At 62.0% G+C, this 15,158-nt stretch carries 19 protein-coding genes; 8 read left to right on the top strand and 11 right to left on the bottom strand.

The window, feature by feature from the left end; all coding sequences use genetic code 11:
* Positions 1–76: 76 nt before the first annotated feature.
* The 3 genes from corA (at position 77) to X733_RS162960 (ending at position 2,155) form a co-directional block, all read left to right on the top strand.
* The gene (gene corA / locus X733_RS162950; protein WP_023670034.1) at positions 77–1,051 is read left to right on the top strand and encodes a magnesium/cobalt transporter CorA; all 975 of its coding nucleotides are present in this window, start codon (positions 77–79) and stop codon (positions 1,049–1,051) included.
* Positions 1,052–1,232: 181 nt separating this feature from the next.
* On the top strand, positions 1,233–1,694 hold the full coding sequence (locus tag X733_RS162955) for a MaoC family dehydratase (protein ID WP_023670033.1): 462 nt from the start codon (positions 1,233–1,235) through the stop codon (positions 1,692–1,694).
* Positions 1,691–2,155 (top strand): MaoC family dehydratase, encoded by a 465-nt coding sequence (locus tag X733_RS162960; RefSeq protein ID WP_023817439.1) that lies wholly within the window; start codon positions 1,691–1,693, stop codon positions 2,153–2,155. Before X733_RS162955 ends, X733_RS162960 begins: the two co-directional genes overlap by 4 nt.
* 111 nt (positions 2,156–2,266) lie before the next feature.
* Here X733_RS162960 and X733_RS162965 read toward each other — a convergent pair whose 3' ends face one another.
* The 5 genes from X733_RS162965 to petA form a co-directional block, all read right to left on the bottom strand.
* Positions 2,267–2,812 (bottom strand): adenine phosphoribosyltransferase, encoded by a 546-nt coding sequence (locus X733_RS162965; protein ID WP_013529989.1) that lies wholly within the window; start codon positions 2,810–2,812, stop codon positions 2,267–2,269.
* 9 nt (positions 2,813–2,821) lie between these two features.
* On the bottom strand, positions 2,822–3,967 hold the full coding sequence (locus X733_RS162970; RefSeq protein WP_023670030.1) for an alpha-hydroxy acid oxidase: 1,146 nt from the start codon (positions 3,965–3,967) through the stop codon (positions 2,822–2,824).
* Between the two features lie 186 nt (positions 3,968–4,153).
* Complete coding sequence (locus X733_RS162975) at positions 4,154–5,026, bottom strand: cytochrome c1 (protein WP_023670029.1); 873 nt, start codon at positions 5,024–5,026, stop codon at positions 4,154–4,156.
* A 23-nt stretch (positions 5,027–5,049) separates the two neighbouring features.
* A complete protein-coding gene (locus X733_RS162980; protein WP_023670028.1) occupies positions 5,050–6,393 on the bottom strand; it encodes a cytochrome b N-terminal domain-containing protein in 1,344 nt (447 codons plus the stop codon).
* A gap of 16 nt (positions 6,394–6,409) precedes the next feature.
* Entirely contained in the window at positions 6,410–6,970 is a 561-nt protein-coding gene (gene petA / locus X733_RS162985) for a ubiquinol-cytochrome c reductase iron-sulfur subunit (protein WP_023670027.1), read from the bottom strand.
* A 259-nt stretch (positions 6,971–7,229) separates the two neighbouring features.
* On the opposite strand from petA, the gene X733_RS162990 reads away from it, so the two are divergent.
* Genes X733_RS162990 through X733_RS163000 form a run of 3 tightly spaced genes read left to right on the top strand, consistent with a single transcriptional unit; the run spans position 7,230 to position 8,277 of the window.
* Positions 7,230–7,505 carry a type II toxin-antitoxin system Phd/YefM family antitoxin gene (locus X733_RS162990; RefSeq protein WP_023701566.1) on the top strand — a complete coding sequence of 92 codons (276 nt, stop codon included), beginning with the start codon at positions 7,230–7,232 and terminating at the stop codon, positions 7,503–7,505.
* Positions 7,505–7,927 carry a type II toxin-antitoxin system VapC family toxin gene (locus X733_RS162995; RefSeq protein WP_023670025.1) on the top strand — a complete coding sequence of 141 codons (423 nt, stop codon included), beginning with the start codon at positions 7,505–7,507 and terminating at the stop codon, positions 7,925–7,927. The genes X733_RS162990 and X733_RS162995 overlap by 1 nt, the downstream gene beginning before the upstream one ends.
* Positions 7,928–7,932: 5 nt before the next feature.
* Positions 7,933–8,277, top strand: coding sequence for a cupin domain-containing protein (locus X733_RS163000; protein WP_023724965.1), 345 nt, complete (start codon positions 7,933–7,935; stop codon positions 8,275–8,277).
* A 20-nt stretch (positions 8,278–8,297) separates the two neighbouring features.
* On the opposite strand, the gene X733_RS163005 is transcribed toward X733_RS163000, so the two are convergent.
* From X733_RS163005 to X733_RS0133875, 5 genes are read right to left on the bottom strand one after another with little or no spacing between them, the layout of a single operon-like run.
* Positions 8,298–8,606, bottom strand: a complete 309-nt coding sequence (locus X733_RS163005) for a DUF6665 family protein (RefSeq protein WP_023817434.1) — start codon at positions 8,604–8,606, stop codon at positions 8,298–8,300.
* Between the two features lies 1 nt (position 8,607).
* Positions 8,608–9,084 (bottom strand): GNAT family N-acetyltransferase, encoded by a 477-nt coding sequence (locus X733_RS163010; protein ID WP_023817432.1) that lies wholly within the window; start codon positions 9,082–9,084, stop codon positions 8,608–8,610.
* 3 nt (positions 9,085–9,087) lie between these two features.
* A complete protein-coding gene (locus X733_RS163015) occupies positions 9,088–10,971 on the bottom strand; it encodes an ABC transporter ATP-binding protein (protein ID WP_023817430.1) in 1,884 nt (627 codons plus the stop codon).
* Between the two features lie 10 nt (positions 10,972–10,981).
* Complete coding sequence (locus tag X733_RS163020) at positions 10,982–12,877, bottom strand: ABC transporter ATP-binding protein (protein ID WP_023817428.1); 1,896 nt, start codon at positions 12,875–12,877, stop codon at positions 10,982–10,984.
* 27 nt (positions 12,878–12,904) lie between these two features.
* Positions 12,905–13,312: a hypothetical protein gene (locus tag X733_RS0133875; protein WP_023705916.1), complete on the bottom strand. Its 408-nt coding sequence runs from the start codon at positions 13,310–13,312 to the stop codon at positions 12,905–12,907.
* Positions 13,313–13,757: 445 nt separating this feature from the next.
* On the opposite strand from X733_RS0133875, the gene X733_RS163025 reads away from it, so the two are divergent.
* Together X733_RS163025 and soxR are read left to right on the top strand one after the other, a co-directional pair.
* A complete protein-coding gene (locus X733_RS163025; RefSeq protein WP_023670018.1) occupies positions 13,758–14,216 on the top strand; it encodes a tRNA (cytidine(34)-2'-O)-methyltransferase in 459 nt (152 codons plus the stop codon).
* Positions 14,217–14,362: 146 nt separating this feature from the next.
* Positions 14,363–14,809: a redox-sensitive transcriptional activator SoxR gene (gene soxR / locus X733_RS163030; RefSeq protein WP_023691595.1), complete on the top strand. Its 447-nt coding sequence runs from the start codon at positions 14,363–14,365 to the stop codon at positions 14,807–14,809.
* On the opposite strand, the gene X733_RS163035 is transcribed toward soxR, so the two are convergent.
* Positions 14,806–15,063, bottom strand: a complete 258-nt coding sequence (locus X733_RS163035) for a hypothetical protein (protein WP_023683688.1) — start codon at positions 15,061–15,063, stop codon at positions 14,806–14,808. The two genes, soxR and X733_RS163035, sit on opposite strands and share 4 nt — an antisense overlap.
* Positions 15,064–15,158 lie beyond the last annotated feature (95 nt).

Here is a 15,158-nt window from a genome sequence, read left to right as displayed (position 1 = left end):
CCCCGTGGGAACGGCGGCGCGTGCAAGACCCATCGCTATTAAACGAAACCTTGGGCTCAACCAACGGAGACCGGCGATGATCAAGGCCTTCGTCGTCGACAATGATCGCCTGCGCCTCGCCGACGATCTCGTGGCCAATGGCGATCAGGTCGTCTGGGCCGACCTTCTCAACCCGACCAAGGAAGAAGAAACAGCGATCGAGACCTGGCTCGGCGTTGCCATCCCGACGCGCGAGGAGATGGAGGAGATCGAGATTTCGAGCCGCCTCTACATCGAGGACGGCGCCTACTTCATGACCGCCACCTTGCCGGCGCAGACCGAAATCGATGATCCCTTGATGTCACCGGTTACCTTTGTGCTTGCCGGCCCGAGACTGGTCACCATCCGCTATCATGAGCCGAAGGCGTTCAAGACCTTTCCCCTGCGCGCCGAGAAGGTGGCGACAGGCTGCACCACCGGCAACACCATCCTGATCGGCCTGCTGGAGGCGATCGTCGATCGCCTAGCCGATATTCTCGAACGCGCCGGCCGTGACATCGAGACGATCTCGCGCGATATCTTCGAAGCGCGGTCGACCAAGGTGAACAAGCGCAATCGCGACTTCCAGGAACTGCTCAAGGCCATCGGCCGCAAGGAGGACATTGCCTCCTCGATCCGCGACAGCCTGATCTCGCTGCAGCGCCTCACCGGCTTCCTTGCCCATGTCGCGACCCAGATCAAGATGAGCAAGGACGTCCGCGCCCGCATCAAGACAGTATCGCGCGACGTGCTGTCGCTCGCCGACCACGCCACCTTCCTGTCGCAGAAGATCTCGTTCCTGCTCGACGCGACGCTCGGCATGATCTCGATCGAGCAGAACGCCATAATCAAGATCTTCTCGGTCGCCGCCGTCATCTTCCTGCCGCCGACGCTGGTGGCTTCGATCTACGGCATGAATTTCGACGTCATCCCGGAGCTGAAATGGGAGCTCGGCTATCCCTTCGCCATCGGCCTGATGATCCTGTCGGCAATCCTGCCCTTCTGGTATTTCCGCCGCCGCGGCTGGCTCTAATGCATGTCGCTCAAAAGTGGCCCCGGTTTTGAGAGAACGACATGCATAAAAACAAAAACCTAAAGCGCGTCGCCTGAATCCGTTCAAACGCGAGGCGCTTTAGGCCCAATAGAATTCGCTTGACCAAACGCCGCCCGGACGGCATCCGGATGCCCGGTGATCGTACAACCGGATTGGGATCATGACCGCGAAAAGCTGGGCCTACGAGGATTTCACCGAGGGCGCATCGATCGACCTCGGCGCCAAGCAGGTGAGTGCGGCCGAAATCATCGAATTCGCCACCGAATTCGACCCGCAGCCGATGCATCTCGACGAAGCCGCCGGCAAGGCCAGCATCCTTGGCGGCTTGGCCGCCTCCGGCTGGCACACCTGCGCGATCTTCATGCGCATGCTGTGCGACGCCTTCCTGCTCGACTCGACCGCGCAAGGCGCGCCCGGCATCGACCAGGTCAAATGGAAGAAGCCGGTGCTGGCCGGCGACACACTGGCCGGCAGCACCAGCGTGCTTGCCAGGCGCCTGTCGAAATCCAGGCCTCAGCTCGGCCTCGTCACCTTGCGCAGCGAACTGTTCAACCAGCGCGGTGAAAGCGTCTTCGAACTTGAGAACACTGTCATGTTCTTGACCCGCGAGGCCGGCGCATGAGCCTCGACGCGTTCTTCCGCATCGGCGAAACCATCAACCTCGGTTCGCACAAATTCGAAACCGAGGCGATCAAGGCGTTCGCCTGCAAATACGATCCACAGGTCTTTCATGTCGACGAGGAGGCGGCGAAGAAAAGCGTGTTCGGCCGCCTCTGCGCCTCAGGCTGGCACACCGCGGCCACCTGGATGAAGCTCAATCTCAAAAATCCTATGGACGCTTCTCAATGGACCGGACCCGGCCCGGTACCAGAATTCGGCCCCTCCCCCGGCTTCAGGAACCTGAAATGGCCAAAGCCGGTCTATGCCGGAGAAACCGTCACCTTCATGCGCACGGCCCTGTCCCACCGCCCGCTTGCCACCCGCCCCGGCTGGCGCCTGCTGGCGCTGCGCTCGGAAGGTTCCGATTCGGCAGGCGACAAGGTGCTGGAGTTCGACAGCGCCGTGCTGGTGAAGGCTGGGTAGTGAATAGTGAATAGTGAGTAGTGAGTAGTGAGTAGTGAGTATTCAATATCAGAGTGTGTGAGTAAGCCTAGCGCCTGTCATTGAACGCTGACATTCACTATTCACTATTCACTAATGCCCCTCAAACCCGATCAACGTCCGCACCGGCACGCCCAGCGCTTCGAGCTTCGCCCGTCCGCCGAGATCCGGCAGGTCGATGACGAAGCACGCGGCAAGAATATCGGCGCCGATCTGCCTTAGCAGCTTGACCGCCGCCTCCGCCGTGCCGCCGGTCGCGATCAGGTCGTCAACCAGGATCACCTTCTCGCCCGGCGCAACGCCGTCCTTGTGCATCTCCATCTCGTCGAGCCCGTACTCCAGGCTGTAGGCGACGCGCACCGTCTCGTAAGGCAATTTGCCCTTCTTGCGGATCGGCACGAAACCGGCCGAAAGCTGGTGCGCGACCGCACCGCCGAGGATGAAGCCGCGTGCCTCGATGCCGGCGATCTTGTCGATCTTCTGGCCGGCATAGGGATGCACCAGCTCGTCGATGGCGCGGCGGAAGGCGCGCGCATTGCCGAGCAAAGTGGTGATGTCGCGAAACAGGATGCCGGGCTTGGGGTAGTCCGGAATGGTGCGGATCGCGGCGAGCAGCGTGTCTTCGAGCGAGGATTTCATGGGTCGAGATTACCTGAAACGGAGGTTGTTGCGCGACAATTGTTCGATCGAACTGCAGCCCATCAGCTTCATGCCGCGCTCGATCTCGATCCGCATCTGCTCCAGCGCCCGCTCGACGCCCGGCTGTCCGGCCGCCGCCAAGGGGAACAGATAGTAGCGGCCGACGCCAACAGCCTTGGCGCCGAGCGACAGCGCCTTCAGCACATGGGTGCCGCGCTGCACGCCGCCATCCATGATGACGTCTATTCTGTCGCCGACGGCATCGACGATCTCGGCCAGTTGGTCGAACGCCGCCCGCGAGCCGTCCAGCTGCCGGCCGCCATGGTTGGACAGCACAATGCCGCTGCAGCCGATCTCGACGGCGCGCTTGGCATCCTCCACCGACATGACGCCCTTGAGACAGAACGGACCTCCCCACAGTCTGACCATCTCGGCAACATCGTCCCAGGTCATCGACGGATCGAGCATCTCGGTGAAGTAGCGGCTGATCGACATCGTGCCGCCGCCCATGTCGACATGCTCGTCGAGCTGCGGCAGCTTGAACCCCTCATGGGTGAAATAGTTGATCGCCCAGCCCGGCTTCAGCGCGAACTGCAGCATGCCGGCAAGGTTGAGCTTGAAGGGGATGGCAAAGCCGGTGCGCTTGTCGCGCTCGCGGTTGCCTCCGGTGATGCTGTCGACGGTCAGCATCATCACTTCGACTCCAACCGCTTTCGCCCGCTGCATCATCGCCCGGTTGAGGCCGCGATCCCGGTGGAAATAGAACTGGTAGACCTGCGGGCTGCTGCTGATCTTGCGCGCTTCCTCAAGACTGACAGTGCCGAGCGAGGACACGCCGAACATCGTGCCGAATTTGGCCGAAGCCTTGGCCACCGCGCGCTCGCCTTGATGATGGAACAGCCGCTGCAAGGCGGTCGGCGAGCAATAGACGGGCATGGCCAGCTTCTGGCCCATCACCGTCACCGACATGTCGATCTCGCTTACCCCGCGCAGCACGTTGGGAACGAGGTCGCAGCGCTCGAAGCTCTCGGTGTTGCGGCGGTAGGTGACCTCATCGTCGGCCGCGCCATCGATGTAGTTGAAGATTGGCCCCGGCAACCGCTGCTGGGCCATGCGCCGGAAATCGGAAAAGTTGTGACAGTCGCGTAGCCGCATCATCGATCCCAAATGCCCCTTTAGCCGGCGATCCGCCGGGCGCGCGTGCAATACCAATCGCATGGCGGCGTGCCAACGGACTTCTTACTGGACGGCTGCTGCGCCAAGATGCGAACCATGTCCGGTTTGGCAAGCAAAAAGGGCGTCCGAAGACGCCCTTTCCATTTCCGAGGAATAAGATGCGGCTTAGTGCGCCACGCCTTCCCACACCTTGCGCTTGGTCAGATACATCAGCGCCCCGAACAGAAGCAGAAACACCAGCACGCGGAAGCCGGTCTTCTTGCGGTCTTCCATATGCGGCTCGGCCGCCCACATCAGGAACGCCGAGACGTCGCGCGAATACTGGTCGATCGTCTGCGGCGAACCGTCATCATAGGTGACCTGGCCGTCGGACAGCGGCTTGGGCATCTTCAGCGACACGCCGGACATGAAGTATGGATTGTAGTGGGTGCCTTCGGGGATCACCATGCCGGCAGGTGGCGTCTCGTCGTAGCCGGTCAGCAGCGAATGGATGTAGTCCGGGCCGCCCTGCGCATATTGCGTGAAGATGTCGAAGACGAAGCGCGGGAAGCCGCGCTCGACGCCGCGCGCCTTGGCCAGCAGCGACATATCCGGTGGGGCAGCGCCGCCGTTGGAAGCGGCAGCCGCCTCTTCATTGGCGAACGGCGCCGGGAAATGGTCTGACGGCTTGCCCGGCCGGTCGAACATGTCGCCGGCATCGTTGGGTCCATCATGGATGGTGTACTCGGCCGACAGCGACTTGATCTGCGCTTCCGAATAGCCGAGGTCCTCCAGCGTGCGGAACGCCACCAGATTCATCGAGTGGCAGGCCGAGCAGACTTCCTTGTAGACCTTCAAGCCACGCTGCAGCTGCGCCTTGTCGTAGGTGCCGAACGGACCGGCAAAAGTCCAGTCCATCTCCTTCGGCTCGTGGATCGGGAAATGCGTCGGTGCCGCCGCGTTGTGCGCCTCTTCAGCGGCGATCGCCACACTGCCGACGGCTCCGATGCCAGCGGCAAACACGCCTAGCAGGGCGAGCGAGGTGAGAATCTTTTTCATGCCAAATCCCCTTAGATTCTCACTCAGCCTTTGGTTTCCGGCGCCGCGGTCGCACCGGCCGGATGTCCCCCTCCGGCACCCTTGTTCTTCTCCAGCACCGCCTCGGTGATCGAATTCGGCAGTCTGCGTGGCGTCTCGATCAGGCCAAGCACCGGCAGGATGACGAGGAAGAAGGCGAAGTAGAACAGTGTCGCCGCTTGAGCGTAGCCAACGTAGTTGCCCGAGACCTCACCTATCAGGAGGGTCAACAGACCGCCGCCTTCCGCCGGCTGCGAGCCAAGCCAGCCAAGCAGGACAGCGTCTGCGACGAACAGCCAGAAGAACAGCTTGTACCAGGGCCGGTAGACCGCCGAGCGCACCTTGGAGGTGTCGAGCCACGGCACCAGGAACAGCATGACGATGGCGCCGAACATGCACAGCACGCCACCGAGCTTGGAGTTGATCGGCCCGATGTTGAAGGTGATCGCGCGCAGGATCGCGTAGAACGGCAGGAAGTACCATTCCGGCACGATGTGGGCCGGCGTCTTCAGCGGGTTGGCGATCGTGTAATTGTCCGGATGGCCGAGAAAGTTCGGCAGGTAGAAGACGAAATAGGCGAAGAAGAACAGGAACACGATCATGCCGAATGCATCCTTGATGGTCGCATAGGGCGTAAAGGCAACGGTGTCGGTCTTCGATTTCACCTCGATGCCGGTCGGGTTCGACTGGCCGACCACGTGCAGCGCCCAGACGTGCAGCACGACGACGCCGGCGATCATGAACGGCAGCAAATAGTGCAGCGCAAAGAAGCGGTTGAGCGTCGGGTTGTCGACGGCGAAACCGCCGAGCAGCAGTTCCTGGATCCAGTTGCCGACCAGCGGAATGGCGCTGAAGAAGCCGGTGATGACGGTGGCGCCCCAGAAGCTCATCTGACCCCAAGGCAGCACATAGCCCATGAAGCCGGTCGCCATCATCAGCAGATAGATGATGCAGCCGAGGATCCACAGCAGCTCGCGCGGCGCCTTGTAGGAGCCGTAATAAAGCCCGCGGAAGATGTGGATGTAGACGGCGACGAAGAAGAACGAGGCGCCGTTGGAATGCATGTAGCGCAACAGCCAGCCCGAATTGACGTCGCGCATGATCTTCTCGACCGAATTGAAGGCGAGGTTGGTGTCGGCGGTATAGTGCATGGCCAGCACGATACCGGTCAGGATCTGCGCCACCAGCATGATCGTGAGGATGCCGCCGAAGGTCCACGCATAGTTAAGGTTGCGCGGCACCGGATAGGCGATGAAGCTGTCATAGACCATGCGCGGCAGCGGCATGCGGGCGTCGAACCAGCGTTCGATACCGGTCTTGGGCGTATAGGTCGAGTGTCCCTCGCTCATCGAATTATCCCCTGCCTCAACCGATAAGGATTTTGGTATCGGAAATGAACTTGAATACCGGCACGGCCATGTTTTCCGGCGCCGGGCCTTTGCGGATGCGGCCGGCGGTATCGTACACCGAACCGTGGCACGGGCAGAACCAGCCGCCGAAATCGCCTTCCTGGCCAAGCGGAATGCACCCCAGATGCGTGCAGACCTGCACCATCACCATCCAGGCTTCCTTGCCGGGCGTGGTGCGGTTGGCGTCGGTCGCCGGCGCATCGGCGGGCAGATTGGCGTTGCGGGCAATAGGATCCTTGAGGTCGGCAAGGTTCACGGCCTCGCCGTCCTTCATCTCCTGCTCGGTGCGGTTGCGCACCACGACCGGCTTGCCGCGCCATTTGACGATCAGCGACATGCCAGGCGTCAGCGAGGCGACGTCGACCTCGACCGAGGCCAGCGCCAGCGTCGAGGCATCGGGGCGCATCTGGTCGATGAAGGGCCAGGCAACGGCGCCTGCGCCAACCACTGCGGCCATGCCGGTGGCGACGTAGAGAAAATCACGACGGTTGGGATCCTGGGTGTCGGTTGCGCTCACGGGTGCCTGATCCTTTCGCCTCTTCCGAGCCGGCGGCCGAGCTTTGTCCCCGCTCCATCGCGCCGGCCCGACAGCGCATGGCGAACAAGCTAGCGAATTCCTCCGGCATTTGGATTTCGGTTTATGCGTGAAGCCCGTTTTTGTCCAGCGGGCTGAGGCCACAAGGGCAGATTGTCGCGGGCGTTCCGCACGAAGAGAAATTTGACGAGCTTGGCCGAATGTAGCAATATGTCTACATCTTCCGGATGGAGGTGTTGATATGAATATCTCGACGAAGACGATAACCATCATGTCGAGCCGTGAATTCAACCAGGACACGGCGCATGCCAAACGGGCAGCCAAGAACGGGCCGGTCATCATTACCGACCGCGGCAAGCCCTCCCATGTGCTGATGTCGATGGAGGAATATCAGCGTTTAGAGAAGAAGCCGAGAAGCCTCGCGGACGCGATTGCCGATGATCGCCCCGAAGCAGATTTCGACTGGGAACCACCTCGCCTGGAAGGACCGTTTTTCAAGATTCCCGAACTCGACTGATGTTCATTCTTGACACCAATGTCGTTTCGAATCTGCGTCGTCGGGACAAGGCCGATCGCAACGTTTTGGCCTGGTCAGAGACCCACGACATCGCCAGCTTTTTCATGTCGGTCATTTCGATCCTGGAACTCGAAATCGGAACATTGCTCTTGTCGAGGAAGGATACTCGCCAGGCCACCATGTACCGTGAGTGGTTGGATCAGACACTCATTCCACAGTTTGACGACCGGATTTTGAGCATAGACACGGCTGTTGTCGTGCGTTGCGCAAACCTCCACGTTCCCGATCCAAAGCCGGAGCGCGACGCCCTCATAGCCGCTACCGCGCTCGTCAAAAACTTGACAGTCGTGACCCGCAACACCAAGGATTTTGAAGGCACCGGCGTGAAGCTTTTCAACCCCTGGATACCGACGAAGGGTTAGAGGCTATGGCACACATCATCGACCGCGAGACCTGGACCAGGACGCCCGGCCGCTGGCAGGGCGAACTGCAATGCGGCGCCTACGGCTCCAACTCCTGCCTGATTTTCAACTATCAGGAAGAGATTGGCGGCGGCCCGCGCCTGCACACGCATCCCTATTGTGAAATCTTCATCATCCGGCAAGGCACCGGCCTGTTCACGATCGGCGACCAGCAGATCGAGGCCACGGCCGGCCAGATCCTGATCGTGCCGCCCGATACGCCGCACAAATTCACCAATCTTGGCCCAGGCCCGCTCGAAACGACCGACATCCACGAAAACGGCAGCTTCATCACCGAATGGCTGGAATGAATGTTGCCGGCTGATGACCTCTAGCTTGCACCGAGCCTGACCAGCACGGCCCTTGGGATATCGTATTCGCGGATGACCGACTCATGCCGGCGCAGGCCGCAGAGTTCACGCTGGATGAAATAGGCGTGCACCGCTGCGGCAGCCTCCTTGAGCAGCCGCGGTCGCTGCTCCTCGTCGCCGTTGTTCTGACGGAGCTTGGCCAGCGTTTCCTCGACCCGTTGGCCGGCACGGCCGAGCGCTGCGGCCTTTTCAGCCAGTATCTCATGGCCAAGCGCGTCGAACGCGGCTTCGGCAGCCGAGGCGCCTAGGGATGGCGGACGCAGTGGCATCTCAGCCTCCTTTTCTGTCTTGAGAGAGCATCATGCGGTGCGTGACGAATTCTTCGCCCACCACCGGCTGGAAGCCAAGCCGTTCATAGAAACCAAAGGCTTCTTGTGGCGCGCGGGTGTTCAGCACGGCAAAATGGTGACGTGCCCTGTCAATGACGGTCTCGACCAGCATGCGCCCAAGGCCGCTGCGGCGGTGACGCGCGCTGACGAACAGGTGCCTGACCCGGCCGTGGTCCCGGCCTTCGAAATAAGGATCGATGTTCAACCCGCACACACCAGCGAGTTCTCGGCCATGCCATGCGCCAAACAGCGCCTCGCCTCGTTTCAGGAACTTGTTGCGGCCGCCTGCCCAGCCATCCGCCAGACGCACCAGCATCCAGTAGCCCTCCAGCCGGCTCTCCTCCTTCAGCGCGTCGAAGGCCGGCGCGGTTGGCCGCAGCCGCTTGAGGACGTAACCGACATCAGGCGACCCTGCCATGCCCTACTCCGCCGGCCGTGTCTCTTCCAGCACGCTTTCCTCGTGGTAGAGGAAACCGCCGGACTGCCGCTTCCACAGCCGCGCATAGAGCCCCTCGAGCGCCACCAGCTCGTCATGCGTGCCCTGTTCGACGATGCGGCCTCCGTCCAGCACCACAAGACGGTCGAGCGCGGCGATGGTCGACAGCCGGTGCGCTATGGCGATGACCGTCTTGTTCTCCATCAGCCTGGCCAGATTCTCCTGGATCGCCGCCTCGATGTCGGAATCGAGCGCCGAGGTCGCCTCGTCGAGGATCAGGATCGGCGCATCCTTGAGGAAGACGCGGGCGATCGCGACGCGCTGGCGCTGGCCGCCCGACAGTTTCACGCCGCGCTCGCCGACAAAAGCGTCGTAGCCGGTACGGTCCCGGTTGTCGCGCAGGCCCAATATGAACTCGTGCGCCTCGGCCTTCTTTGCCGCCGCGATCACCTCGGCCTCGGTCGCGTCCGGCATGCCGAGCTTGATGTTGTCGCGCAGCGAGCGGTGGAACAGCGCCGTGTCCTGGCTGACCACACCGATATTGGCGCGCAGCGAGTTCTGCGTCACCTCGGCGACGCCTTGCCCGTCGATCAGGACTTTGCCGCTCTCGAGGTCGTAGAGGCGCAAGATGAGGTTGGCGAGCGTCGTCTTGCCCGCGCCCGACGGCCCGACCAGCCCGACCTTCTCGCCAGGCTTGACCACAAGGTCGATGCCATTCAGCACGCCAAAACCCTTGCCGTAGTGGAACTCGACATTCTTCACCTCGATGCGGCCTCCGGCGACGACAAGCTCTTTCGCATCCGGCGCATCGACAAGGCCAAGCGGCTGCGAGATCAGCGCCTTGGAGTTTTCCAGCACGCCGAGGTTTCGCAAAATGCCGTTGAGCTGCATCATCACGCGCCCGAGCAGCATGTTGAGCCGCAGCACCAGGGACAGCGTGAAGGCGACGGCGCCGACAGTGATCGACCCTTCGACCCAGAGATAGACGGCAAAGCAGCCAATCGCGGTGATCATGATGCCCGACAGCGTCGTCAGCGCCATTCGCACGCCGGTCAGCCGGCGGGTGAAGGGCCGTAGTGCATCGAGATAGATGTCGAAGCCGTTCTTGATGTAGCGGTCGTCGCCGTCGGCCGAGAACAGCTTCAGCGTCTGCACGTTGGAATAGGAATCGATGATGCGCCCATTGATCATCGAGCCCGCTTCAGCCGTCGCCTCGGCATGCCTGCGGATCGAGGGCAGATAGAGCTTGGCCAGCCAGGCGAAAGCGAGGATCCAGATCACCACCAGCACGGCCAGGCGCAGATCCAGCCCGGCGACCAGCGCCAAGGTCGTCACCGTATAGATGAGCATGAACCAGATGACCTCGATGAAGCTCTCCATCAGGTCGCCGGTCGCCTGCCCCGCCTGCCAGACTTTTGTCGCGATACGGCCGGCGAAATCGTTCTGGAAGAAAGTGTAGGACTGCCGCGACACATGCCGGTGTGCCTGCCAGCGCACCAGATTGTAGAAGCCCGGCGTGATCGTCTGTTCGTTGACCAGCGCCGACAGGCCGACGACGACGGTGCGGATGACCAGCACCACTGCGATCATGAAAACAAGCTCAGGCCCGGCGGCGGTCCACAGCGCGTCCCAGCTGCGTTCACCGGGAAGCTGGTCGAGAATATCGACCAGCCGCCCGACGAAGTAGAAAAGCCCGGCCTCGATCAGCGGCGCGATGCCGCCGATGACCAGCATGGCGAAGAAGGCGAACTTCGCCTGGCCGACATAGTGCCAGAGGAAGCCGCCGACGCTTGGCGGTGGCCGAAGGTCCGCCGGCTCCCTGAACGGATAGACCCAGTCCTCGAACCAGCGATAGACGGCTGTCATCATGCTGACGTCATCACTCTGCGGCTTCACCCTTCACGCCGATGTCGTTGGCAACGGCGTCATTGGCGGCATCGACCGGACCGTCGTCGAGCAGGAACCCGCCCGACTGGCGCTGCCAGAGCTGCGCGTAGAGCCCGCCGCTGGCAACGAGTTCCTCGTGCGACCCTTCCTCGATGACACGGCCCTTGTCGAGGACGACGAGCCTGTCCATCGCCGCGATGGTCGACAGCCGGTGCGCAATGGCGATGACGGTCTTGCCTTGCATGAGCTTGTAGAGATTCTCCTGGATGGCGGCCTCGGCTTCGGAATCCAGCGCCGACGTCGCTTCGTCAAGGATAAGTATCGGTGCGTCCTTCAACATAACGCGAGCAATGGCGATGCGTTGCCGCTGGCCGCCGGACAATTTGACGCCGCGGTCGCCGACATGAGCATCGAGCCCTTTACGTCCGGTGTGATCCGAAAGCCTGCCGATAAACTCCAGCGCCTCGGCCCGCCCGGCTGCCTCGACAAGCATTTCCTCCGTCGCATCGGGCCGCCCGTAAAGGATGTTGTCGCGCACCGAACGATGCAGCAGCGAAGTGTCCTGCGTCACCATGCCGATCTGCGCGCGCAGCGAATCCTGCGTCACCGAAGCGATCTCCTGGCCGTCGATCAGGATCCGGCCGTTCTCGAGGTCGTAGAACCGCAACAGGAGATTGACCAGCGTCGACTTGCCCGCACCCGAGCGCCCGACAATGCCGACTTTCTCGCCGGGCTTCACCGTCAGCGACAGGTTCTCGATGACGCCCTTCTGCTTGCCATAGTGGAAACGAATGTCGTCGAAGCGGATCTCGCCCTTGGTGACGGCAATGTCCTTCCCCCCCGGCCGGTCTTCGACCAGGCGCGGCAGCGAGATCGAGGCGATGCCGTCTTGCACCGTGCCGATGTTCTCGAACAGGCTCGACATTTCCCACATGATCCACTGCGACATGCCCCACATACGGAGCACGAGGCCGATGACCACGGCGACGGCGCCGATCGTCACCGCCTGGCCGAGCCACAGCCACAGCGCCAGCGCCGTCACCGAAAACAGGAGCAGCGCGTTGAGGATATAGAGCAGCCCGTAAAGCACCGTCACCAGCCGCATCGACCGGTAGACCGTGTCGAGGAAGCCTGCCATGCCTTCTTTGGCGAACGTTGCTTCGCGCCGTGCATGGGAAAACAACTTGACCGTCTGGATGTTGGTGTAGCTGTCGACGACGCGGCCGGTCATCGTCGAGCGCGCATTGGCCTGCGCCTCGCCGACCTTGCCCAGCTTCGGGATGATATAGCGCAACAACCCGATATAGCCGAGCAGCCAGACGCCGAGAGGTGCCGCCAGCCGCAAGTCGGCCGAGCCGACGATGAACAGCATGCCGAGGAAATAGACGATGACGTAATTGAGCACCTCGATCACCTTGATGACGCATTCGCGCACGGCGAGTGCCGTCTGCATCAGCTTGGTGGCGATGCGGCCGGCAAATTCGTCCTGGTAGAAGCTCATCGACTGCTTCAAGAGATAACGATGCACCTGCCATCGGATGCGCATGGGGTAGTTGCCCATCAGCGTCTGCTGGTTGAGCAAAGAATGCAGCCATACCGTACCCGGCAGCGCGAACAGCACGACGAAGGCCATGCCGGCAAGCTTCCAGCTCTCGGTCTGCAGGAAGGTTTCGCGGTTCTGCCCGGACAGCCAGTCGACGATGTGGCCCATGAAGCCGAACATCCACACTTCCGCGATGGCAATCGCCGTCACCAGCACCGCGTCGACGATGATGTATGGCCAGGCGCCGCGCGTATAATGCACGCAGAAGGCAACCAGCGTCTTCGGCGGCTCGACCGGTTCCGCTGCGGGGAACGGATCGAGCCTTCTTTCAAACCAGCTAAACATAGTGATGCTCACAAAACTGTTGTCCGCTCATGCGGCGCGGGAAAAATCCCCGGGGCGCTCCGCGTCCCCAGACCGTACGTCGGCGGGGACTGACGGCCCGGAATCACCCGGGCCATCGGTCCTGCTTCGCGCAATATAGGGACTTGCGGGCTTTTCACCGACAGAAGCCTTCGACTGAGCTGACGGCACGCCGCCGCCAGTCCGGTTTTTCGCGCCCGGCCGGATCAGCCGGATGATCCGGCGCACCAGCGACGGCCGGCTGTGGTCGGGAACCGCACGCGAGAAATCGACATCCGGCAACATGCCGCGATGCGGACGCCGGCGCGTCTCGGCATGAACCGCCGACGAATAGGTCTCGCCGACTAGCAACGCCCAGGTCGCCGTCTTGCGTTCGTGCAGGCTTCTTGAACCAGGTATCTTATAGGGATCGAACATCGGTCCGTCCTCCGTGTGAAAATAGACATAAAAAGGCGAAGCAATGTCGTGCGCCGGCCTTCGGCCGGAGGCACGGATTGCATCCGTCGGGACACGAGGATAGGCCTCGGTCGCGACATGCTCAGCTGGGGCGCTTGGCCCCTTTGACCGTTTGAAAAACATCGCAGGATTCCTTCGAGAGCCGAAAATTGGGTTCGGCGGGAATCGGTGCGATCAGATCTAAGAGATCAGGTAAATCGTCGTACCGAAACCGCCAGCAGGCAGGTAAGCCCACGGGAGGGGCGCTGGATGTGCATGGTCATCATGAAATACCCCTCCATCGGTTCGGGTTGACAATGCGTGCGGTATAATCGACTTCGCAGAAAATGGCCACCCGCAGGTCCAGCAATTTCCAAAACCAGCCACCCGCTGTGGCCGATCTGCCACTTATTAGAAAGACGCGGAAATGAACCACCGTCTCCGCATCGCCCTCTACCAGCCTGACATCGCCGGCAACACCGGAACAATCCTGCGCTTCGCCGCCTGCCTCGGCCTTGGCGTCGACATTATCGAACCAGCCGGCTTTCCGCTCTCCGACAAAGCGCTCAAGCGCGCCGGGATGGACTACCTCGAAATGGCTGCCCTGACCCGGCATGTCGACTGGAACGCCTTCGAGGATTGGCGCAAGGGCCAAGCCTGCCGGCTGGTGCTGCTCACCACCAAAGCCGCGACCCCCTATACGGGCTTCAGCTTCGCCCAAGGCGACATCCTGCTGTTCGGCCGCGAATCCGCCGGCGTGCCGGATCCTGTCCATCAGGCGGCGGATGCGCGGCTGACGATCCCGATGCAGCCGGGCACGCGCAGCATCAACGTCGCGCTGTCCGTCGCCATGGTCGCCGGTGAAGCCATCCGGCAACTCGGCTAGAACCTTCAACGCGTTGTCGTCATCGCCAACGGCCCTTGCGTCTTGCATCATTCTCACCCAGGCGCACATCGCCTTCTCCTCAATTGCCCTATCGACATTTCCTGGCTACAAGCTCAACTTAAGTTGAGGTCAAGCGGAAAATCGAGATGGCTCCGGTAAAGGAATTGACGGTCGGCCAGTTGGCCATGCGCAGCGGCGTGGCGGTGTCGGCGCTGCATTTCTACGAGGCGCGCGGGCTGATCCGCAGCCACCGCACGTCGGGCAACCAGCGGCGCTATGGCCGCGACGTGCTGCGGCGGGTGGCGATCATCCGGATCGCCCAGGAGGTCGGCATCTCGCTGGCCGAGATCGGCGCCGCACTTGAATCGCTGCCAGAAGGCCGTACCCCGACGCGCGAGGACTGGAACCTGTTGTCGACCGGCTGGCGCGACGACCTCGATCGCAAGATCACTCAGCTAAAGAAGCTGCGCGACGGCCTTACCGACTGCATCGGCTGCGGCTGCATGTCGATCGACAAATGCCCGCTGCGAAACAGGGAAGATCGCTTGAGTGCGCAAGGGCCGGGCGCAAGGCGACTGCTTGTGGAATCCTAATCCGCCGCGGGCAGCCGCCGTATGGTGAATTCGATTACGTCGCCCGGCCGCTCGAACCAGCTTTCGATCTCGGTCCAGTAGGCCTGCTTGGGAAAACGCTCGAACCATTCCTTGGCCTTGAGCCGCGCATCCGGGCGCGGCAGGACGAAGGTCTCGCGCAAAAACCCGTCACGCGGCATGCGCTCGCGCTCGGCGCGTGAACGATCGAGCCTTTTCTTCAGGCCATGCAGCGGCGGTCTTGCCGGCGTGCGCATGAAAGAACTCCTGGGCCGAACCAGATGACACTTGACCCTTGCCCCTAAGAGATTAGGGATCGCGCCCGGAAAAGGCTAGTGGTCCGATTCCAACA

Origin of the sequence: Mesorhizobium sp. L2C066B000, from assembly GCF_000502335.1 — a bacterium.
Lineage (GTDB): Bacteria > Pseudomonadota > Alphaproteobacteria > Rhizobiales > Rhizobiaceae > Mesorhizobium.
Note: the sequence above shows the minus strand (reverse complement) of the source record. Positions and strands in the feature narration are given on the sequence as shown.